The organism is Serratia sp. CMO1, from assembly GCF_015689115.1.
GTDB classification, from domain to species: Bacteria; Pseudomonadota; Gammaproteobacteria; order Enterobacterales; family Enterobacteriaceae; genus Serratia; species Serratia marcescens.
In genome coordinates, this window is record NZ_CP065032.1 from 701,944 (window position 1) to 723,275 (window position 21,332).

General features: G+C 58.5%; 17 protein-coding genes. 12 read left to right on the forward strand and 5 right to left on the reverse strand.

The window, feature by feature from the left end; translation table 11 throughout:
• Positions 1 to 26: 26 nt before the first annotated feature.
• The 4 genes from leuD to leuA are packed head-to-tail and all read right to left on the reverse strand — an operon-like array spanning position 27 to position 4,709.
• The gene (gene leuD / locus IT763_RS03230) at positions 27 to 629 is read right to left on the reverse strand and encodes a 3-isopropylmalate dehydratase small subunit (RefSeq protein ID WP_004932829.1); all 603 of its coding nucleotides are present in this window, start codon (positions 627 to 629) and stop codon (positions 27 to 29) included.
• Positions 630 to 638: 9 nt separating this feature from the next.
• On the reverse strand, positions 639 to 2,039 hold the full coding sequence (gene leuC / locus IT763_RS03235; RefSeq protein WP_033637093.1) for a 3-isopropylmalate dehydratase large subunit: 1,401 nt from the start codon (positions 2,037 to 2,039) through the stop codon (positions 639 to 641).
• Between the two features lies 1 nt (position 2,040).
• Complete coding sequence (gene leuB, locus IT763_RS03240; protein ID WP_025159635.1) at positions 2,041 to 3,132, reverse strand: 3-isopropylmalate dehydrogenase; 1,092 nt, start codon at positions 3,130 to 3,132, stop codon at positions 2,041 to 2,043.
• Between the two features lie 2 nt (positions 3,133 to 3,134).
• Positions 3,135 to 4,709, reverse strand: a complete 1,575-nt coding sequence (gene leuA, locus IT763_RS03245) for a 2-isopropylmalate synthase (protein ID WP_016929098.1) — start codon at positions 4,707 to 4,709, stop codon at positions 3,135 to 3,137.
• An 874-nt stretch (positions 4,710 to 5,583) separates the two neighbouring features.
• Here leuA and leuO point away from each other — a divergent pair.
• The 5 genes from leuO (at position 5,584) to cra (ending at position 12,557) form a co-directional block, all read left to right on the forward strand.
• Positions 5,584 to 6,531 (forward strand): transcriptional regulator LeuO, encoded by a 948-nt coding sequence (gene leuO / locus IT763_RS03255; RefSeq protein ID WP_151254339.1) that lies wholly within the window; start codon positions 5,584 to 5,586, stop codon positions 6,529 to 6,531.
• 465 nt (positions 6,532 to 6,996) lie between these two features.
• Positions 6,997 to 8,805: a long-chain fatty acid--CoA ligase gene (locus IT763_RS03260; protein ID WP_197758536.1), complete on the forward strand. Its 1,809-nt coding sequence runs from the start codon at positions 6,997 to 6,999 to the stop codon at positions 8,803 to 8,805.
• A gap of 316 nt (positions 8,806 to 9,121) precedes the next feature.
• On the forward strand, positions 9,122 to 10,840 hold the full coding sequence (gene ilvI / locus IT763_RS03265; RefSeq protein WP_049300159.1) for an acetolactate synthase 3 large subunit: 1,719 nt from the start codon (positions 9,122 to 9,124) through the stop codon (positions 10,838 to 10,840).
• 2 nt (positions 10,841 to 10,842) lie between these two features.
• Entirely contained in the window at positions 10,843 to 11,334 is a 492-nt protein-coding gene (gene ilvN / locus IT763_RS03270) for an acetolactate synthase small subunit (RefSeq protein ID WP_004932806.1), read from the forward strand.
• 218 nt (positions 11,335 to 11,552) lie between these two features.
• On the forward strand, positions 11,553 to 12,557 hold the full coding sequence (gene cra / locus IT763_RS03275; protein ID WP_016929094.1) for a catabolite repressor/activator: 1,005 nt from the start codon (positions 11,553 to 11,555) through the stop codon (positions 12,555 to 12,557).
• Positions 12,558 to 12,596: 39 nt separating this feature from the next.
• Here the strand turns inward: cra and IT763_RS03280 are convergent, their stop codons facing one another.
• Entirely contained in the window at positions 12,597 to 13,037 is a 441-nt protein-coding gene (locus tag IT763_RS03280) for an L-alanine exporter AlaE (protein WP_004932798.1), read from the reverse strand.
• Positions 13,038 to 13,898: 861 nt separating this feature from the next.
• Here IT763_RS03280 and mraZ point away from each other — a divergent pair.
• From mraZ to mraY, 7 genes are read left to right on the forward strand one after another with little or no spacing between them, the layout of a single operon-like run.
• Positions 13,899 to 14,357: a division/cell wall cluster transcriptional repressor MraZ gene (gene mraZ / locus IT763_RS03285; protein ID WP_004932796.1), complete on the forward strand. Its 459-nt coding sequence runs from the start codon at positions 13,899 to 13,901 to the stop codon at positions 14,355 to 14,357.
• Positions 14,358 to 14,359: 2 nt separating this feature from the next.
• Complete coding sequence (gene rsmH, locus IT763_RS03290; RefSeq protein WP_206195168.1) at positions 14,360 to 15,301, forward strand: 16S rRNA (cytosine(1402)-N(4))-methyltransferase RsmH; 942 nt, start codon at positions 14,360 to 14,362, stop codon at positions 15,299 to 15,301.
• Positions 15,298 to 15,618 carry a cell division protein FtsL gene (gene ftsL / locus IT763_RS03295; RefSeq protein WP_015376645.1) on the forward strand — a complete coding sequence of 107 codons (321 nt, stop codon included), beginning with the start codon at positions 15,298 to 15,300 and terminating at the stop codon, positions 15,616 to 15,618. Before rsmH ends, ftsL begins: the two co-directional genes overlap by 4 nt.
• 42 nt (positions 15,619 to 15,660) lie before the next feature.
• Positions 15,661 to 17,424: a peptidoglycan glycosyltransferase FtsI gene (locus IT763_RS03300; protein ID WP_206195169.1), complete on the forward strand. Its 1,764-nt coding sequence runs from the start codon at positions 15,661 to 15,663 to the stop codon at positions 17,422 to 17,424.
• Positions 17,411 to 18,898, forward strand: coding sequence for a UDP-N-acetylmuramoyl-L-alanyl-D-glutamate--2,6-diaminopimelate ligase (murE, locus tag IT763_RS03305; RefSeq protein ID WP_060444862.1), 1,488 nt, complete (start codon positions 17,411 to 17,413; stop codon positions 18,896 to 18,898). The genes IT763_RS03300 and murE overlap by 14 nt, the downstream gene beginning before the upstream one ends.
• Positions 18,895 to 20,256 (forward strand): UDP-N-acetylmuramoyl-tripeptide--D-alanyl-D-alanine ligase, encoded by a 1,362-nt coding sequence (murF, locus tag IT763_RS03310; RefSeq protein ID WP_028127855.1) that lies wholly within the window; start codon positions 18,895 to 18,897, stop codon positions 20,254 to 20,256. The genes murE and murF overlap by 4 nt, the downstream gene beginning before the upstream one ends.
• Positions 20,250 to 21,332: a phospho-N-acetylmuramoyl-pentapeptide-transferase gene (gene mraY / locus IT763_RS03315; protein WP_004932782.1), complete on the forward strand. Its 1,083-nt coding sequence runs from the start codon at positions 20,250 to 20,252 to the stop codon at positions 21,330 to 21,332. Before murF ends, mraY begins: the two co-directional genes overlap by 7 nt.

Consider the following 21,332-nt stretch of genomic DNA (forward strand, 5'->3'; position numbering starts at 1 on the left):
ACCCGCCGGGCGGCGGGTGAAGGGGATTAATTCAGAAATGCCGGCTGCTGCGCTTCGTAGCGGGAGATGTCCGCTTCGTGCTGCAGCGTCAGGCCGATGCTGTCCAGCCCGTTGATCATGCAGTGGCGGCGGAAGCTGTCGATTTCGAACGGATAGCTTTTGCCGCCGGCGTTGACCGTCTGGTTCTCCAGATCCACCACGAACTCCGTCCCTTCGTTGGCGTCTACCAGTTTGAACAGCTCATCCACCTGCTGCTCGCTCAGCGTTACCGGCAACAGCTGGTTGTTAAATGAGTTGCCGTAGAAGATATCGGCGAAGCTCGGCGCGATCACCACTTTGAACCCGTAGTCGGTCAGCGCCCAAGGGGCGTGTTCGCGCGAGGAGCCGCAGCCGAAGTTCTCCCGCGCCAACAGGATGCTGGCGCCTTTATAGCGCGGTTTGTTCAGCACGAACGCCGGGTTCGGTTGCTGGCCGGCATCGTCGAGGAAGCGCCAGTCGTTGAACAGGTGCTGGCCGAAACCGGTGCGGGTGACCTTCTGTAAAAACTGTTTGGGAATAATGGCGTCGGTGTCGACGTTGGCCGCATCCAAAGGCACCACTAAGCCGGTATGTTGAGTAAATTTAGCCACGTTAGCCCCTTAGTGAATATCACGGATGTCGGCGAAGTGACCGGCGACGGCGGCCGCGGCGGCCATCGCCGGGCTGACCAGGTGGGTGCGCCCGCCGCGGCCCTGACGCCCTTCGAAGTTACGGTTGCTGGTGGACGCGCAGCGCTCGCCTGGATTCAGACGGTCGTTGTTCATCGCCAGACACATTGAGCAACCCGGCAAACGCCATTCGAAACCGGCTTCGATAAAGATTTTGTCCAACCCTTCGGCTTCCGCCTGGGCCTTCACCGGGCCGGAGCCCGGCACCACGATGGCCTGCACGCCGCTGGCGACCTTGCGCCCTTTGGCGATAGCTGCCGCCGCGCGCAGATCTTCGATGCGTGAGTTGGTGCAGGAGCCGATGAACACTTTGTCGATCGGCACGTCGGTCAATTTGATGCCCGGCTTCAAATCCATGTAGGCCAGCGCTTTCTCGGCGGAGGCGCGCTCGACCGGATCGCTGAACGATTCCGGCGCCGGGATCGCCTGATTGACGGCGATCACTTGGCCGGGATTGGTGCCCCAGGTGACCTGTGGCGCGATCTCTTCGGCGCGCAGCGTCACCACGGTATCGAACTGGGCGTCGGCGTCGGACTTCAGCGTGCGCCAATAGGCGACCGCCTGCTCCCAGTTTTCGCCGGTTGGCGCAAACTGACGCCCCTTCAGGTAGGCGAAGGTGGTGTCATCCGGTGCGACCAGCCCGGCCTTGGCGCCCATTTCGATCGCCATGTTGCACAGGGTCATGCGGCCTTCCATGCTCAATGCCTCGATCGCCTTGCCGCAGAACTCCACCACGTGGCCGGTGCCGCCGGCGCTGCCGGTTTTGCCGATCACCGCCAGCACGATGTCTTTGGCGGTGATGCCCTCGGCGGCGTCGCCGGTGACTTCAATCTTCATGGTTTTGGCGCGGCCCTGTTTCAGGGTCTGGGTCGCCAGCACGTGTTCCACTTCGGAAGTGCCGATGCCGAACGCCAGCGAGCCGAAAGCGCCGTGGGTGGCGGTGTGCGAGTCGCCGCAGACGATGGTCATGCCCGGCAGCGTCATGCCTTGCTCAGGCCCGATCACGTGCACGATGCCCTGGAACGGGTGATTCAGGTCATACAGCGAAACGCCGAATTCCGCGCAGTTCTTGATCAACTCCTGCATCTGGATGCGCGCCATTTCGCCGCTGGCGTTGATGTCTTTGGTTTGGGTCGACACGTTGTGATCCATGGTGGCGAAGGTTTTGCCGGGCTGGCGCACCTTGCGGCCCATGGCGCGCAGGCCGTCGAATGCCTGCGGCGAGGTGACTTCGTGCACCAGGTGACGGTCGATATACAGCAACGGCGTTTCGTTCGGCGCTTCGTGCACCACGTGGGCGTCGTACAGCTTCTGGTATAAGGTCTTGGCCATGTTATGCCCCCTGAGCTACAAAGCGGGCGATGATGTCGCCCATTTCATCGGTGCTGACGGCTTTGCCGTCACCGGCCAGATCGGCGGTGCGGTAGCCCTGTTCCAGCGCCTGGTTGATGGCGCGCTCCACGGCGTCGGCCGCTTCATCGGCGCCCAGGCTGTAACGCAGCAGCAGGGTGGCGGACAGGATCTGCGCAATCGGGTTGGCGATGCCTTTGCCTGCAATATCCGGCGCGGAACCGCCCGCCGGTTCGTACAGGCCGAAGCCTTGCTCATTCAGGCTGGCGGACGGCAGCATGCCCATCGAGCCGGTGATCATCGCGCACTCGTCGGACAGAATGTCGCCGAACAGATTGGAGCACAGCAGCACGTCGAACTGGGACGGATCCTTGATCAACTGCATGGTGGCGTTGTCGATATACATGTGCGACAGCGACACGTCCGGGTAATCCTTGGCGACCTGATTGACCACTTCACGCCACAGGATGGAGCTTTGCAGCACGTTGGCCTTGTCGATCGACGTCACTTTGTGGCGGCGCTTGCGGGCGGATTCGAAGGCGATGCGCGCGATGCGTTCAATCTCGAAACGGTGATACACCTCGGTATCGAAGGCGCGTTCCTGCATGCCCTGGCCTTCGCGGCCCTTCGGCTGGCCGAAATAGATGCCGCCGGTCAATTCGCGCACGCACAGAATGTCGAAGCCGCGGGCGGCGATGTCGGCGCGCAGCGGGCAGAATGCCTCCAACCCTTGATACAGGCGCGCCGGGCGCAGGTTGCTGAACAGTTTGAAGTGCTTGCGCAGCGGCAACAGCGCGCCGCGTTCCGGCTGCTCGGCCGGCGGCAGGTGTTCCCATTTCGGGCCGCCCACCGAGCCGAACAGGATGGCGTCGGCCTGCTCGCAGCCGGCGACGGTCGCCGCCGGCAACGGGCTGCCGTGGCGATCGATGGCGATGCCGCCGACGTCGTACTCGGCGGTGGTGATGCGAATGTCAAAGCGTTGACGCACCGCGTCCAACACTTTGCGCGCCTGAGCCATTACTTCCGGGCCGATGCCGTCTCCGGGCAAGACGGCAATGTGATAAGTCTTCGTCATGTTCACACCGTTTCCTGATTATTTTGATGTTTGTTTTGCTGCAGGCGCTGCTTTTCTTTTTCTACCTGCTGTGAGCGCCAAATATTGTTCAACACGTGCACCATCGCCTTGGCGGAGGATTCGACGATGTCGGTCGCCAGACCCACGCCGTGGAAGCGGCGGCCGTTGTAAGAGACCACGATATCCACCTGGCCCAGCGCGTCGCGGCCATGGCCCTTGGCGGTCAACTGGTACTTCACCAGCTCGATCGGGTAGTCGGTGATGCGATTTATCGCCTGATAGACCGCATCGACCGGGCCGTTGCCGGTGGCGGCTTCGGCTTTCTCTTCGCCGCCGCAGATCAGTTTCACCGAGGCGGTGGCCATGATGCTGCTGCCGGACTGCACGCTGAAGTAACCCAGGCTGAAGTGCTCCGGCTCTTCCTGCTGTTTGTTGATGAAGGCCAGCGCCTCCAGATCGTAGTCGAATACCTGGCCCTTTTTGTCGGCCAGCTTCAGGAAGGCGGCGTACAGGCTATCCAGGTTGTAATCCTGTTCCTGGTAGCCCATCTCTTCCATGCGGTGTTTCACCGCCGCGCGGCCGGAGCGGGAGGTCAGGTTCAACTGCACGTCTTTCAGGCCGATCGACTGCGGGGTCATGATTTCGTAGTTTTCGCGGTTCTTCAGCACGCCGTCCTGGTGAATGCCGGAGGAGTGGGCGAAGGCATTGGAGCCGACGATCGCCTTGTTGGCCGGGATCGGCATGTTGCACAGCTGGCTGACGATCTGGCTGGTGCGGAAGATTTCCTGGTGATTGATGTTGGTGTGCACGTTCATGATGTCCTGGCGCACTTTAATCGCCATGATTACTTCTTCCAGCGAACAGTTGCCGGCGCGTTCACCAATGCCGTTCAGGGTGCCTTCCACCTGGCGGGCGCCGGCCTGCACCGCGGCGATGGAGTTGCCGACCGCCATGCCCAAATCGTCGTGGCAGTGCACGGAGATGATGGCTTTGTCGATGTTCGGCACGCGGTCATACAGGGTCGTGATGATGCCGCCGAACTGGTTTGGCGTGGTGTAGCCGACGGTGTCCGGGATATTGATGGTGGTGGCGCCGGCGTTGATGGCGGCTTCAACCACGCGACACAGATTGTCGATCGGCGTGCGGCCGGCGTCTTCACAGGAGAACTCCACGTCGTCGGTGTAGTTGCGGGCGCGTTTTACCGAGCGCACCGCCATCTCCAGCACTTCGTCGAACGAGCGCTTCAGCTTCGATTCGATGTGCAGGGTCGAGGTGGCCAGGAATACGTGGATGCGGAACGCTTCGGCGACGCGCAGCGCTTCGGCGGCCACGTCAATGTCTTTGTCCACGCAGCGGGCCAGGCCGCAGACGCGGCTGTTCTTGATCTGGCGCGCGATGGTTTGCACCGACTCGAAGTCGCCCGGCGAAGAGACCGGGAAGCCGACTTCCATCACGTCAACGCCCATTCTTTCCAGCGCCAGCGCAATCTGAATCTTCTCTTTTACGCTCAGGCTGGCCTGCAGCGCCTGCTCGCCATCACGCAGCGTGGTATCGAAAATAATGACTTGTTGGCTCATCGGTGCATTCCTTATCGTGTTGATTTCACGCTAAGCGGGCAAAAAAAAACCCGCGCAGTAGCGCGGGTTTCTTATGGGTGATCGGCTGAGTCAGCTCCGAACTTCGTCCATAGGCATACCGCGCAAACAAGATGCGTTAAGTAGTAGGCCTAGTAGACGGTGAGTACGGATCATAAGGGTTCAGCTTCTCTTAAATTGGGTGTCTGCCTAATTTGATACGTGATTGGCCTGGCGATGTCAACACCTGATTGAATGCGGGGACAATGCATCAGCCCATTAGCTAAACAGAGGATCATTCGGCAAAAAAACGACGCCTTAGAGAAAAAAATGGGACCAGTTTGCGTGCTGCTTAGCATAAACGAATCGAATATATACTGCGCTAATTGCTTCTGGATTTCGTTGCGTTAAGATTTGTGATGAAAAAAACAAGAGGGATTAATCACGGGGAGCAATGAAATAACATTTTCAATACAAATGGTTTAAATTGAACTCATATGAATAATTGATTGTTTTAGTCATAATATAACAAAATAATGCGTTTTTACACAAAGTGAGCGGTGTTTTTAGATGGTTTGATTGCTTATGATGTGTTTTTATAGTTTGTCTCATACAGTGCGGCGACGTTGTTCAATTGTATTAATCATTGTTGATACCTAATTATTAGTACTACCCAGGTGGCATTCTTCTCGCTGACGGGGGAAGCTGCTGACATGTATTCCATATACGACTTATATCGTGTCGATAACACGAGGTTTTTTATCGGTTGATGACGGTAATGGCAGAATTTGTCGTGCAAAGATAAGACAATGCGGCGTTTCATTGTTTGTCGAGCATAAGGATTAGATTATCTACACATGATTTAGTGGAGTGAAATATGGCTGAATATGATTCAGAAATCGCCATGGTCAAAGAGCCGGCGGACATTCATTTGCGCAGCGTCGATCTTAATTTACTGACGGTGTTTGACGCCGTGATGCAAATGCAAAATATTACGCGAGCCGCTAATTTGTTAGGGATGTCGCAGCCGGCGGTGAGCAATGCGGTAGCGCGCCTGAAGGTGATGTTCAACGACGAACTGTTCGTGCGCTGCGGCCGCGGGATCCAGCCCACCATGCGGGCCAGGCAGCTGTTCGGGCCGGTGCGGCAAGCGCTGCAGCTGGTGCAGAATGAGTTGCCGGGATCTGAGTTTGAGCCGCTGACCAGCACGCGAGCGTTCTCCCTGTCGCTGTGCAGCCCGCTCGATTTGCGTCTGGGCGCCGGGATAATTAATCACGTCAAACAGATAGCGCCGCAGCTTAACCTGCAAATAAAGTCATACATTAACAATAATATTGAACATCAATTACGTTATCAGGACGTCGAGTTTGTCATCGGCTACAGCCGTTTCGAGTCGGCGGAGTTTCGCAGCCTGGCGATGTTCGACGACGAATTAGTGCTGGCGGTTGCGCAGGCGCACCCGAGAATAGGCGAGGAGGTGACGCCGGAGCACATGCTGGCCGAGCAGCATGCTGCGGTTTCCCTGGAAAGTTTTGGATCGTTCAGTAAACCTTTTTATTCAGACGAGCCGATGCTGCGTGCCGTGACGCAGCAGTGCACGGATCTTTACAGCGTGTTGAATATGGTGTCGCAAACGGAAATGGTGGCGATTGCGCCCACCTGGTTGGTGCGACAGCTGACGGAGGCGTTGAAAATAAAGGCGGTTCCTTTATGTGGCAACGATAATAAAGCCACCTGCTACCTATCCTGGCATGAATCTTCAGAGCGGGATAAAGGCCACCAGTGGATGAAATCTGTCCTGATTGAGGCGGGTAACCCAAAGTAAAGCGATAAAGATGGGAGCCATATAAAGATAATATTCAACTGAGCGTTTTTTTCTCATGATAAAAACTAAGAACTATCTGTGTTTTTATTAAGATATTTCTTGGTTTTGCGGCGATAGAATAACTTATTATTAGGGTAAATTTGTTCATTTAGCGAAAACAATTAATATAAATTAATATTCTGATTTTTACTTTCCAGTTGGGATTTTAAACTAACTCGATGTGGCGGCCCGAACGGGCCGCGTTTTATGGCCGCCATCAAACCTTTTCCTTCCCATTCTGTCCAACCCATGAAAGCGCGAAAGCCGGCTTGAGTTTTAGCTCACACTTCTACGCTGAAATCGCTTTTCCCCCTGCCTGAGAGTAGGTAGACTGCGCGGAAAAAAGTAAACACGTGTAAGCTGAGATGAGGGCCGCAAGGCGTCGTTCAGGCTTAACGGTATGATTCATTTCAGGCTTAGAGCACTATGATCACTAATCTGCTGCAATACCATTTGATCCATCGTATACAGCATCAAATCACCCACCGAGCCGATCGCACAGCATTTCGCCAATGGTCGCCCAACGGCGAGTTTCAACTGACCTGGGGAGCGGCGGCTGCCCGCATTGATCGCATTGCCGCCGGGCTGCTGGCGCTGGGCGCCGAAGTGCAAGAACGTATCGGTATCTTCGCCAATAACACGATGGCCTGGTCGTTGACCGATCTCGCGATCCTGCACCTGCGTAGCGTCAGCGTACCGCTCTATTCCACCAATACGCCGGCGCAGGCGGCCTTCGTCATCAATGACGCTGACATTCGCATCCTGTTCGTCGGCGAACAGGCGCAGTTGGACGCCGCCATCGCGCTGCGCGGCGTCTGTCCGCAACTGCGTCATATTATCGTGTTCGACGAGGATGCCGATCTGCGCGATTGCGAGATAGCCCAACACCTGAGCGCCTTCGAGCATGCCGTCGATCCGGCGGCTTTTATCGCTCAACGTCGGCAGCGCATTGAAGAGTGCGACCTGCAGGATCTCTTCACCCTGATCTATACCTCGGGCACCACCGGCGAGCCGAAAGGGGTGATGCTGGATTATCGCAACCTGGCGGCACAGCTCTACCTGCATGATGAGAGACTGACGGTCGGCGAAGAGGATGTGTCGCTCAGTTTCCTGCCGCTGTCGCACGTGTTCGAGCGTGCCTGGAGCTTCTTTGTCATGCATTCCGGCGCGCAGAACGTTTTCCTGCCGAACACCGACTGGGTTCGGGAAGCGATGGGGCAGGTGCGGCCGACGTTAATGTGCGCGGTGCCGCGTTTCTACGAGAAGATTTTCAGCGCGGTGCATGAAAAAGTGGCGCGTGCCCCTTGGCTGCGCCGCGCGCTGTTCCACTGGGCGATCGTCTGCGGGGAGCGCAAGTTCCTGCAAGAGCGGGCCGGCAAACCGTTGGGCAAACTGTTCGAATTCTCTCACCGCTGGGCCGACAAGCTGGTATTGAGCAAGCTGCGCGGTATCCTCGGCGGCCGGGTGCGCTTCCTGCCGGCGGCGGGCGCCAAGCTGGATGACAATGTGATCCTGTTTTTCCAGGCGATGGGCGTCAACATCAAGTACGGTTACGGCATGACCGAAACCTGTGCGACCGTGTCCTGCTGGGAAGAAGGGCATTTCCGCTTCGGCTCTATCGGCAAACCGCTGCCGCAGGTCGAGGTGCGCATCGGTGAAGAAAATGAAATCCAGGTGCGCGGGCCTATCGTGATGCGCGGCTATTTCAACAAACCGTTGGAAACCGCCGCGACCTTTACCGCAGACGGCTGGCTGAAAACCGGCGACGCCGGGGCGATCGATGAAGAGGGCAATCTGTTCATCACCGAGCGCCTTAAGGATTTGATGAAAACCTCTGGCGGCAAATACATCGCGCCGCAGATGCTGGAAGGCACGTTGGCGCAGGACCGCTTTATCGAGCAGGTGGCGATCATCGCCGATGCGCGCAAGTTCGTTTCCGCGCTGATCGTGCCGTGCTTTGAGTCGCTGGAAGAGTACGCGAAGTCAGTCAACCTGAAGTATCAGGATCGCCTGGAGCTGCTGCGCAACGGCGAGATCCTCGCGATGTTCGAAAAGCGCCTGCGCGAGATGCAAAAGGAGCTGGCGCGCTTCGAACAGGTGAAGAAGTTCACTCTGCTGCCGGCGGCTTTTTCCATGGAGTTGGGGGAGCTGACGCCAACCCTGAAGCTGCGCCGCAAAGTGATCCTGCAGCGCTATCAGCGCGAAATCGACTCGATGTACCGGGAACAGGCCTGACGCCGCCGCCGGGCCACGTGCCCGGCGAAAAAAGTGGCATATCCTTCACCTGATTTAGTTCTGTAATTTTCCTCCTGTTCGAAACAATGCCTAGCCCAACAACCCTGAGGCTAGCGCATTGTTTTTATAAAGCTGCGATCTCCAGCCGCTTGGCAATAACCCCGCCGCCGTTAAGCCATTTTGCCGTTTGCCTGCCCCATATTCTGACGTTATGTTAATTCGATAGCGACAACCCATAAAAATTTAGGGGCATTGCCCCGCAGCAGGCGCTACGTTCCGGCGCCAGAGAAGAATAAGCAAGCCTGGAGGCAAACCCATGGAGATGTTGTCAGGAGCCGAGATGGTCGTCCGATCGTTGATCGATCAGGGCGTTAAACATGTATTCGGCTACCCCGGCGGGGCGGTGCTCGATATCTACGACGCCCTGCATACGGTCGGAGGGATCGATCATATTCTGGTGCGCCACGAGCAAGGGGCTGTGCACATGGCCGACGGTTACGCGCGCGCCACCGGCGAAGTGGGCGTGGTGCTGGTGACCTCCGGCCCCGGCGCCACCAACGCCATTACCGGCATCGCCACCGCCTATATGGACTCGATACCGATGGTGGTGCTGTCGGGGCAGGTGCCCAGCTCGCTGATCGGCTACGACGCCTTCCAGGAGTGCGATATGGTGGGGATTTCTCGGCCGGTGGTGAAGCACAGCTTCCTGGTGAAACGTACCGAAGACATCCCGGCGGTGTTGAAGAAGGCCTTTTACCTGGCTTCCAGCGGCCGCCCCGGCCCGGTGGTGATCGATCTGCCGAAAGACATCGTCGGCCCGGCGGTGCGGATGCCTTATTCCTACCCGCAGGACGTGAGCATGCGTTCTTATAACCCGACGGTGCAGGGCCATCGCGGGCAAATCAAACGCGCGTTGCAAACCATCCTGGCGGCCAAGAAGCCGGTGATGTATGTCGGCGGCGGCGCGATCAACGCCGGTTGCGAAGCCGAACTGCTGGCGTTGGCGGAGCAGCTGAACCTGCCGGTGACCAGCAGCCTGATGGGACTGGGCGCTTTCCCCGGCACCCATCGCCAGAGTGTCGGCATGCTCGGCATGCACGGCACTTATGAAGCCAACAAAACCATGCACCATGCCGACGTGATCTTCGCCGTCGGCGTACGTTTCGACGATCGCACGACCAACAATCTGGCCAAATACTGCCCGGATGCCACCGTGCTGCATATCGATATCGATCCGACCTCGATCTCCAAAACGGTGGATGCCGATATTCCGATCGTCGGCGATGCCAAACAGGTGTTGGTGCAGATGCTGGAGCTGTTGGCGCAGGATGACAAGGCGCAGGATCATGATGCGTTGCGCGATTGGTGGCAGTCTATTGAACAGTGGCGCGCCCGCGACTGTTTGGGGTACGACAAAAACAGCGGCACCATCAAGCCGCAGGCGGTGATCGAAACCCTGCATCGCCTGACCAAAGGCGACGCCTATGTGACCTCCGACGTGGGGCAGCACCAGATGTTCGCCGCGCTCTATTACCCGTTCGACAAACCGCGCCGTTGGATCAACTCCGGCGGCCTCGGCACCATGGGCTTTGGCCTGCCGGCGGCATTGGGCGTCAAGCTGGCGCTGCCGGAGGAAACCGTGGTGTGCGTCACCGGCGACGGCAGCATCCAGATGAACATTCAGGAGCTGTCCACCGCGCTGCAATATAACCTGCCGGTGGTGGTGGTGAACCTCAACAACCGTTATCTGGGCATGGTCAAGCAGTGGCAGGACATGATTTATTCCGGCCGCCACTCGCAGTCTTACATGGATTCGCTGCCGGACTTTGTCAAGCTGGCCGAGGCTTACGGCCATGTCGGCATCGCCATCCGCACGCCGGATGAGCTGGAAAGCAAGCTGGCGCAGGCGCTGGCGGAAAAAGAGCGGCTGGTGTTCGTCGACGTGACAGTCGATGAAACCGAACATGTTTACCCGATGCAGATCCGCGGCGGAAGCATGGACGAAATGTGGCTTAGCAAAACGGAGAGGACCTGATCATGCGCCGTATTTTATCTGTCTTGCTGGAAAACGAATCCGGCGCCCTCTCGCGCGTGGTGGGGTTGTTCTCCCAGCGCGGTTACAACATCGAGAGCCTGACGGTGGCGCCGACCGACGATCCGACGCTGTCGCGCATGACTATCCAGACCGTCGGCGACGAGAAAGTGCTGGAGCAGATTGAGAAGCAGTTGCACAAGCTGGTGGACGTGCTGCGCGTTAGCGAGCTGGTGCAGGGCGCCCACGTCGAGCGCGAGATCATGCTGGTGAAGCTGCAGGCCAGCGGCTACGGCCGTGAAGAAGTGAAGCGCTGCGCCGACATTTTCCGCGGCCAGATCGTTGATGTGACGGCGACGCTGTATACGGTGCAGCTGGCCGGCACCAGCGATAAACTGGACGCCTTCCTGAGCGCGGTGCGTGAAGTGGCGGAGATCGTGGAAGTGGCGCGTTCCGGCGTGGTCGGCGTGTCGCGCGGCGACAAAATTATGCGCTGAGCGTGGTCTGGCGGCGAATAATTCGGGGCGCGGCGTGGCTGCGCCCTTTGCTTTTCGGTATTTTTTGCCCGATTGCTGGCACCTTTCGGCAAAAGCGGTTGCTAGGTAGTGTTTTCTGCTGTTAGATCGCAGAGGCTGGATTGAATAACCGTACGGGATGCCATGGTTAATCCGAGCACAGCCTTCACTTCTATTTTCAGCGTCATTAAGGGGTTAATGTGAAACTGGATGAAATCGCGCGTCTCGCGGGCGTTTCGCGCACGACGGCCAGTTATGTCATCAACGGCAAGGCGAAGCAGTATCGTGTCAGCGATAAAACCGTCGAGAAAGTGATGGCCGTGGTTAGGGAGCACAACTATCACCCGAATGCCGTCGCGGCAGGGCTGCGCGCCGGGCGCACCCGTTCTATCGGTCTGGTGATCCCGGATCTGGAAAATACCAGCTATACCCGTATCGCCAACTACCTGGAGCGTCAGGCGCGCCAGCGTGGTTATCAATTGCTGATCGCCTGTTCCGAAGATCAGCCGGACAACGAAATGCGCTGTATCGAGCATTTGCTGCAGCGTCAGGTGGACGCCATCATCGTTTCCACCGCCTTGCCGCCGGAGCACCCCTTCTATCAACGCTGGGCCAACGATCCGCTGCCGATCATCGCGCTGGACCGCGCGTTGGATCGCGAACATTTCATCAGCGTCGTCGGGGCCGACGAGGAAGATGCCTTTGCGCTGGCGCAGGAGCTGCGCACCTTCCCGGCTGAATCGGTGCTGTATCTGGGCGCCTTGCCGGAGCTTTCGGTCAGCTTCCTGCGTGAGCAGGGCTTCCGCCGGGCCTGGCAAGAGGATCCCCGCCACGTCGATTACCTGTATGCCAACAGCTATGAGCGTGAAGCCGCCGGCGCGCTGTTTGCCGAATGGCTGAAGACGCACCCGATGCCGCAGGCGCTGTTCACCACCTCGTTCTCGCTGTTGCAGGGCGTGATGGACGTGACGCTGAAGCAACGCGGCCGTTTGCCGACCGATCTGGCGATTGCCACCTTCGGCGACCATGAACTGTTGGATTTCCTGGAGTGCCCGGTGCTCGCGGTGGCGCAGCGCCATCGTGACGTGGCCGAACGCGTGCTGGAGCTGGTGTTGGCCAGTCTGGACGAACCGCGTAAACCCAAGCCTGGATTGACGCGTATTCGCCGCAATCTGTTCCGCCGCGGCAGCCTGAGCCGCAAGTAGTTTGCCTGGCAGGAGCCCCCGCGTTGGTGGGCTCCTGGTTTAGACGTAGTCCGCCACCCGGAACAGCCGCCGGCAGTATTCCAGGAAATAGCCATACACCACGCCCATCGCCATGGAGACCAGCGCATTGCTGGTTACCGCCGCCAGCATTTGTTGGCCGTCGGCGCCTACGCTCCATAGAATGGCGGCATAAACCGGCGACTGGAAGCTGACGTAGGCCAGCAGATCGGCGAGGTTGCGCAGCAGGAACTGGCCGCGCGGGCAGCGGCGCGCCGTGCGGATAAACAGATCGCGATAGCGGCCGTAAGGCCAGGCGATCAGGATGTTGACCGGGATCGACAGCAGGCGCGAAGAGAGGGATTGCTGGAAGCTCATGCCTGAGATCAACACTTCTATCGCCATGCCGGCGATAAAGCAGTACACCACCAGTGCGAACGTATCGGCAGCGGCGCTACGCCAGTGAGTCGCGGGCGAAAGCATGCGTCATCCTCTTTGGTTAAAATTCTGTTAAGTTATTAATTATTGGATGTTAAGGCTGGTTTTTTGCCTTTTTTATAGTGTACTAATCTGAATTGTCTTTTTTAACTAGGTTTATATTTTTATTTTTAACATTTGTTCGCTTTTTGTCCCGCAGAGCTGGGGCATAGGATGGGGTGGAGAGATTAAAATCGGCGTTTTTAAATAAATCGATTAAAAACATAAGGTTGCAATTTTTCGTTTTTGAAGGGGATTTTTCCGGCAAAAATTGTGGAAATAAAGGTGTAAGAAAATGAAACCATAATTGTAAACAGGTATTTTGGGAATAATCTTACCAAATTGATTTGAATCGAAATTACTTCTGCTCGTAATATCCGAGCCATTTATTTTTATCGCGCCCTCATCACGGCGGTGCAAATTGAAGTAAAATAGCGCCCGGCTTTACGGTGAATAACGATTGAGCGTTATTAACTCAAGGGGTTATGGCCTTATTCCGCGATCGGTTCGCCTGGCGCCGAGCCTTGGCGGGCGCGGCTCGCCAGCGGTTACAGCCCTGAGATTGCCGAGCTGAAAAATGAGACATGGCTTGCAGAAGGAAGTAATGAGTTAATTAATCGCCAGTTCGTCAGGTTTTTAATCAGATTCTTTCCGCTTAGAAAATTCTCTCCGTTTATCATGGTGTTAATTTTTAATCGTCGAATAATCAGAGTTTCTTTCGCGAGTCAGCTCCCAAAATGACCAGAGAAATATTGCCAAAGCGCTGGCGCTCTGGCTTGACAAGGTTTTCATACCCTCCGTAAACTCCATTGTGTGGGAATTTGTGGGGTAAAGTGGTGAAAACGGTCACTAAGGGGTAGCTCAGGAATGTTCCGTGGAGCGACGATGGTCAACCTCGACAGCAAAGGGCGGCTCGCCGTACCTACCCGATATCGGGAATTGCTCAACGAGGAATCGCAAGGCCAAATGGTCTGTACCATTGACCTCCATCAGCCCTGCCTGCTGCTTTATCCTTTGCCCGAATGGGAAATTATTGAACAAAAATTATCACGTCTGTCGAGCATGAATCCCGCCGAGCGCCGCGTTCAGCGCCTGCTGCTGGGGCATGCCAGTGAGTGTCAGATGGATAGTGCCGGTCGTTTGCTGTTAGCCAGTACGCTGCGGCAACACGCCGGGCTCACGAAAGAAGTGATGCTGGTCGGTCAGTTCAACAAGTTTGAACTGTGGGATGAACAGACCTGGTATCAACAAGTCAAGGATGATATTGACGCTGAACAGTCGACTCAGGAACCGTTGTCTGAGCGGCTACAGGACTTGTCGCTATAAGCATGTTGGAAAACTATAAACACACCACCGTCCTGCTGGACGAAGCCGTCAACGGCCTCAACATCCGCAGCAACGGCATATATATCGACGGTACTTTTGGTCGCGGTGGCCATTCTCGTCTGATTCTGTCCCAGCTGGGGCCGGAAGGGCTCTTGCTGGCGATTGACCGTGACCCTCAGGCGATTGCAGCCGCCAAATCTATTGAAGATCCTCGTTTTACCATCGTACACGGCCCATTTTCCGAGTTGTCGCACTATGTGCGGGAGCGCGACCTGGTGGGCAAGATCGACGGCGTTCTGCTCGATCTGGGCGTTTCCTCGCCGCAGCTTGACGACGCGGAGCGCGGATTCTCCTTTATGCGTGACGGTCCGCTGGACATGCGCATGGATCCGTCCACCGGCCTGTCCGCCGCCGAATGGCTGATGAAGGCCGAAGCGGACGATATCGCCTGGGTGCTGAAAACCTTTGGCGAAGAGCGTTTCGCCAAGCGCATCGCGCGCGCCATCGTGGAAAGAAACCGCGTGGAGCCGATGACGCGCACCAAAGAGCTGGCGGATCTGATCGCCGATGCCAGCCCGTTCCGTGAAAAGCACAAGCATCCGGCGACGCGCAGCTTCCAGGCGATCCGCATCTATATCAACAGCGAGCTGGAAGAGATCGAGCGTGCGCTCGACGGCGCGCTGGAAGTGCTGGCCCCGCAGGGCCGTTTGTCGATCATCAGCTTCCACTCGCTGGAAGACCGCATCGTCAAACGCTTTATGCGTCACCACAGCCGCGGCGCTCAGGTGCCGGCGGGCATTCCGTTGACCGAAGAGCAGCTGCGCGGCATGGGCGGCCGGACGCTGAAAGCGCTGGGCAAAATGATGCCGTCGGAAGCGGAAGTGGCGGACAACCCGCGTGCGCGCAGCTCGGTGCTGCGTATTGCTGAGAGGATGCCCGCGTGATCGGCAACGAACGTCACGGTTTGGTCGGGGTGATTGGCGGCGATCTGCTGCGCAATGCCAAGATCCCCCTGATTTTACTGATTGCGTCACTGGTTTCCGCGATTTTCGTGGTGACTACCGCGCACCGCACCCGCCTGCTGACCGCTGAGCGCGAACAGCTGGTTCTGGAGCGCGATGCGCTGGATATCGAGTGGCGCAACCTGATTTTAGAAGAGAACGCTCTCGGCGATCACAGCCGGGTTGAACGTATCGCGACAGAAAAACTGCAGATGCAACACGTTGATCCATCGCAGGAAAATATCATCGTTAAACAATGAATGGTTTAACCGGAATAATGACACGGAGTAGAAAGGAAACGCATGAAAGCAGCGCGCCCCGGTAAGTTGAGACGCCAGGAAGATCAGGCCAGCTTTGTCAGCTGGCGTTTTGCGTTGCTGTGCGGCTGCATTTTGCTGGCGATGGTTGGCCTGATGTTGCGCGTCGCGTACCTGCAGGTCATCAACCCCGATCGTCTGGTGAAAGAAGGCGACATGCGTTCGCTGCGCGTGCAGGAAGTGCCGACCGCGCGCGGCATGATCAGCGATCGCGCCGGCCGTCCATTGGCGGTCAGTGTGCCGGTGAATGCGGTGTGGGCCGATCCGAAAGAGCTGAACGAGCGCGGCGGCATCACGCTGGACAGCCGCTGGAAAGCGCTTTCCGATGCGCTGAACATCCCGCTGGACCAGCTTTCCAACCGCATCAACGCCAACCCGAAAGGGCGTTTCGTTTATCTGGCGCGCCAGGTTAACCCGGCGATCGGCGATTACATTCACAAACTCAAGCTGCCGGGGATCTACCTGCGGCAGGAGTCGCGCCGTTACTACCCGGCGGGGCAGGTGACGTCGCACATCATCGGCGTGACCAACATCGACGGGCAAGGTATCGAAGGCGTCGAGAAGAGCTTCGACCGCTGGCTGACCGGGCAACCGGGCGAGAGAACGGTGCGTAAGGACCGCTTCGGCCGGGTGATCGAAGATATCTCCTCCGTCGACAGTCAGGCGGCGCACAACCTGGTACTGAGCGTCGATGAGCGCCTGCAGGCGCTGGTGTATCGCGAGCTGAACAACGCGGTGGCGTTCAACAAGGCCGAATCGGGCACTGCGGTGCTGATCGACGTGAACACCGGCGAAGTGCTGGCGATGGCCAACAGCCCGTCTTACAACCCGAACAACATGGCCGGTACGCCGAAAGAAACCATGCGTAACCGCGCCATCACCGATATTTTTGAACCCGGTTCAACCGTGAAGCCGATGGTGGTGATGACCGCGCTGCAAAACGGCGTGGTGAGAGAAAACAGCGTGCTGAACACCATCCCGTACCGCATTCAGGGCCACGAGATCAAAGACGTGGCGCGGTACTCGGAGCTGTCATTGACCGGGATCTTGCAGAAGTCGAGTAACGTCGGTGTTTCAAAGCTGGCGTTAGCGATGCCGTCCTCAGCGTTAGTAGATACTTACTCTCGTTTTGGGCTGGGAAAAGCGACCAATTTGGGGCTGGTCGGAGAAAGCAGTGGCATATACCCAAAAAAACAACGGTGGTCTGACATAGAGAGGGCCACCTTCTCTTTCGGCTACGGGCTGATGGTAACTCCGTTACAGTTGGCGCGAGTCTATGCAACGATCGGCAGCCTGGGCGTGTATCGCCCATTGTCGATCACCAAGGTTGACCCTCCGGTCGCCGGCGAACGCGTTTTCCCTGAACCTCTGGTGCGCACCGTGGTGCACATGATGGAAAGCGTGGCCTTGCCGGGCGGTAGCGGCGTGAAAGCCGCCATCAAGGGATACCGTATCGCCATCAAAACCGGTACCGCGAAAAAAGTGGGCCCGGACGGCAAATACGTCAACCGATACATCGCTTATACCGCCGGCGTCGCGCCGGCAAGTAACCCCCGTTTTGCCCTGGTGGTCGTCATCAACGACCCGCAGGGTGGGAAATACTATGGTGGCGCAATCTCCGCGCCGGTGTTCGGCGCCATCATGGGCGGCGTATTGCGCACCATGAACGTCGAGCCTGACGCGTTGCCCACCGGTGACAAAAGCGAATTAGTGATTAACAAGAAAGAGGGTTCAGGTGGCAGATCGTAATTTGCGCGACTTACTCGCCCCGTGGGTGCCGACGGCACCCGGGCGCGCGCTGCGGGAAATGACATTAGACAGCCGCGTGGCGGCTGCCGGGGATCTGTTTGTCGCCGTGGTCGGCCATCAAACGGATGGACGCCGCTATATTCCGCAGGCCATCGCGCAGGGCGTCGCCGCTGTGATCGCCGAGGCTGACGGTCAGGCCGAAGACGGCGCCATCGTTGAGATGCACGGCGTGCCGGTGATCTACCTGAGCCAACTGAACCAGCGCCTTTCCGCGCTGGCCGGGCGTTTTTACCATCAGCCGGGCGAGCGTCTGCGCCTGGTTGGGGTGACCGGCACCAACGGCAAAACCACCACCACGCAACTGCTGGCGCAGTGGAGCCAACTGCTGGGCGAAACCAGCGCGGTAATGGGCACCGTCGGCAACGGCCTGCTGGGCCAGGTGTGTCCGACGGAGAATACCACCGGTTCTGCGGTGGATGTTCAACACGTATTAAACGAGTTGGCGGAACAGGGCGCGACCTTCGCCGCGATGGAAGTCTCATCCCACGGTCTGGTGCAACACCGGGTGGCGGCGCTGCCGTTCGCTGCGGCGGTTTTCACCAACCTGAGCCGCGATCACCTGGATTATCACGGTGACATGGCCAATTACGAAGCGGCCAAATGGTCGCTGTTCGCCGCCCACAACGTGGGGCAGGCGATCATCAATGCCGACGATGAAGTCGGCCAGCGCTGGCTGAGCAAGCTGCCGGATGCGGTAGCGGTGACGATGCAGGACAACCTGCAGCCGGGCTGCCACGGCCGCTGGCTGAAAACCACGGCGGTCGACTATCACGACAACGGCGCCACGGTTCGTTTCAGCTCCAGCTGGGGCGACGGCGAGATCGAAAGCCGCCTGATGGGCGCTTTCAACGTCAGCAACCTGCTGTTGGCCTTGGCGACGCTGCTGTCGTTGGGCTACCCGCTGGAGGCGCTGGTGGAAACCGGCAGCCGTCTGCAGCCGGTCTGCGGCCGCATGGAAGTGTTTAACGCGCCGGGCAAACCGACGGTGGTGGTGGATTACGCCCACACGCCGGATGCGCTGGAGAAAGCGCTGGAAGCTGCGCGCCTGCACTGCCAGGGGCAGCTGTGGTGCGTGTTCGGCTGCGGCGGCGATCGCGACAAGGGCAAACGTCCGCTGATGGGCGGCATCGCCGAGCAGTTCGCCGATCGCGTGGTGATCACCGATGACAACCCGCGGACCGAAGAGCCGCGCGCGATTATCAACGACATCCTGACCGGATTGCTGGACGCCGGGCAGGCGCTGGTGATCCACGGCCGCGCCGAAGCGGTGACCAGCGCCATCATGCAGGCGCAGGAGCAGGATGTGGTGTTGGTGGCGGGCAAAGGCCACGAAGATTATCAGCTGGTGGGCAACCGCCGTCTGGATTATTCCGACCGCACGACGGTCGCACGGCTGCTGGGGGTGCTGGCATGATCCCTGTCTCTCTTCAGACACTGGCTGAGGTATTGAGCGCTGAACTGATCGGCGCCGATTGCCAAATTGTCGAGGTGACGACAGACACCCGCAAGGTGACCGCCGGTTGCCTGTTTGTAGCGCTGAAAGGCGAGCGTTTCGACGCTCACGACTTCGCGGCGGATGCCGTAGCCGCAGGCGCCGGGGCGTTGCTGGTCAGTAAGCGCTTATTGGTGGACGCGCCGCAGCTGGTGGTGAAAGACACCCGTCTGGCGCTGGGGCAGCTTGGCGCCTGGGTGCGTCAACAGGTGCCTGCGCGCGTGGTGGCGCTGACCGGCTCCTCGGGCAAGACATCGGTGAAAGAAATGACCGCTGCCATTCTGCGTGAATGCGGCGAAGTGCTGTATACCGCCGGCAACTTCAATAACGACATCGGCGTGCCGCTGACGCTGTTGCGTCTGGAGCCGCAGCATGACTTTGCCGTGATAGAGCTGGGCGCTAATCACATTGGCGAAATTGCTTACACCACCGCATTGACGCGTCCGCAGACCGCTTTGGTGAACAACCTGGCGGCAGCGCACCTGGAAGGCTTCGGCTCGCTGGCCGGCGTCGCCCAGGCGAAAGGTGAAATCTTTACCGGCCTGCCGGCCGACGGCGTGGCGATCATCAACGCCGATAACAACGACTGGCCGCACTGGCAGAGCATGCTGGGCGGCAAAACCGTCTGGCGCTTCTCGCCGCAGGCCGCCGAAGGCGTGGACTTCTTCGCGGACGACGTGCGGGTGAACGGCGCAGGCACGCAGTTTACGTTACACAGCCCGTTCGGCACCGCCGAGATCGCGCTGCCGCTGCCGGGGCGCCACAACGTGGCCAACGCGCTGGCGGCCACGGCGCTGGCGATGTCGGTGGGCGCCACCCTTGAAGCGGTGCGTCAGGGGTTGAAGCAATTGCAGGCGGTGCCGGGGCGTTTGTTCCCGGTGGCGCTGGCCGAAGACAAGCTGCTGCTGGATGACAGCTATAACGCCAACGTCGGGTCGATGACCGCGGCGGCGCAGGTGCTGGCGGAAATGCCGGGCTATCGCGTGATGGTGGTCGGCGATATGGCCGAGCTGGGCGCAGAAGCGGAAGAGTGCCACCGTCAGGTGGGTGAAGCCGCCCGTCTGGCCGGGGTCGACAAAGTGATCAGCGTCGGCGGGTTGAGCCGCGTGCTGAGCGAAGCCTCCGGCAATGGCGAACATTATCAGGACAAGACAGCAGTGATCGCGCGCGTGGCGGAATTACTGTCGGAACATGCGGTCATCACCGTGTTAATCAAAGGTTCACGTAGTGCCGCAATGGAGCAGGTAGTACGCGCGTTACAGGAGAAAGCACCATGTTAGTTTGGCTGGCCGAGCATTTGGTCAAGTATTACTCAGGCTTCAACGTCTTTTCTTATCTGACGTTCCGAGCCATTGTCAGCCTGCTGACCGCGCTGTTCCTGTCGCTGTGGATGGGCCCGCGGGTGATCAAGCGTCTGCAAGAAATGTCCTTCGGGCAGGTAGTGCGTAACGACGGCCCCGAGTCGCACTTCAGCAAGCGCGGCACGCCGACCATGGGCGGTATCATGATCCTGACCTCCATCACCATTTCGGTGCTGATGTGGGCCTACCCGTCCAACCCGTATGTCTGGTGCGTGCTGTTTGTGCTGGTGGGTTACGGCATCGTCGGTTTCGTCGACGACTACCGCAAGGTGGTGCGTAAGGACACCAAAGGGCTGATCGCCCGCTGGAAGTATTTCTGGCAGTCGGTGATTGCGCTGATTGTCGCATTCGCCATGTACGCCGTAGGAAAAGACACGCCAGCCACCGAGCTGGTTGTGCCGTTCTTTAAGGACGTGATGCCGCAGCTGGGCTTGCTGTACATCCTGCTGGCCTATTTCGTCATCGTCGGCACCAGCAACGCGGTCAACCTGACCGATGGCCTGGACGGCCTGGCGATTATGCCGACGGTATTCGTGGCGGCCGGTTTCGCGCTGGTGGCCTGGGCGACCGGTAACATGAACTTCGCCAACTACCTGCATATTCCGTATCTGCGTCATGCCGGTGAGTTGGTGATCGTCTGCACCGCCATCGTCGGCGCCGGCCTCGGGTTCCTGTGGTTCAACACCTACCCGGCGCAGGTATTTATGGGCGACGTCGGTTCGCTGGCGCTGGGCGGCGCGCTGGGCACCATCGCGGTGCTGCTGCGTCAGGAGTTCTTGTTGGTGATCATGGGCGGCGTATTCGTGGTAGAGACGCTGTCGGTGATCCTGCAGGTGGGGTCGTTCAAGCTGCGCGGACAACGCATTTTCCGCATGGCGCCGATTCACCACCACTATGAATTGAAAGGCTGGCCGGAACCGCGCGTGATCGTGCGCTTCTGGATCATTTCGCTGATGCTGGTGCTGATTGGCCTGGCAACGCTGAAGGTGCGTTAA

Coding starts and splice junctions, on each gene's coding strand:
- mraZ (WP_004932796.1), top strand. CDS start 13,899: ATGTTCCGTGGAGCGACGATGGTCAACCTCGACAGCAAAGGGCGGCTC.
- IT763_RS03260 (WP_197758536.1), top strand. CDS start 6,997: ATGATCACTAATCTGCTGCAATACCATTTGATCCATCGTATACAGCAT.
- leuO (WP_151254339.1), top strand. CDS start 5,584: ATGGCTGAATATGATTCAGAAATCGCCATGGTCAAAGAGCCGGCGGAC.
- leuC (WP_033637093.1), bottom strand. CDS start 2,039: ATGGCCAAGACCTTATACCAGAAGCTGTACGACGCCCACGTGGTGCAC.
- leuB (WP_025159635.1), bottom strand. CDS start 3,132: ATGACGAAGACTTATCACATTGCCGTCTTGCCCGGAGACGGCATCGGC.
- ilvI (WP_049300159.1), top strand. CDS start 9,122: ATGGAGATGTTGTCAGGAGCCGAGATGGTCGTCCGATCGTTGATCGAT.
- IT763_RS03280 (WP_004932798.1), bottom strand. CDS start 13,037: ATGCTTTCGCCCGCGACTCACTGGCGTAGCGCCGCTGCCGATACGTTC.
- rsmH (WP_206195168.1), top strand. CDS start 14,360: ATGTTGGAAAACTATAAACACACCACCGTCCTGCTGGACGAAGCCGTC.
- IT763_RS03300 (WP_206195169.1), top strand. CDS start 15,661: ATGAAAGCAGCGCGCCCCGGTAAGTTGAGACGCCAGGAAGATCAGGCC.
- murF (WP_028127855.1), top strand. CDS start 18,895: ATGATCCCTGTCTCTCTTCAGACACTGGCTGAGGTATTGAGCGCTGAA.
- leuA (WP_016929098.1), bottom strand. CDS start 4,709: ATGAGCCAACAAGTCATTATTTTCGATACCACGCTGCGTGATGGCGAG.
- ilvN (WP_004932806.1), top strand. CDS start 10,843: ATGCGCCGTATTTTATCTGTCTTGCTGGAAAACGAATCCGGCGCCCTC.
- mraY (WP_004932782.1), top strand. CDS start 20,250: ATGTTAGTTTGGCTGGCCGAGCATTTGGTCAAGTATTACTCAGGCTTC.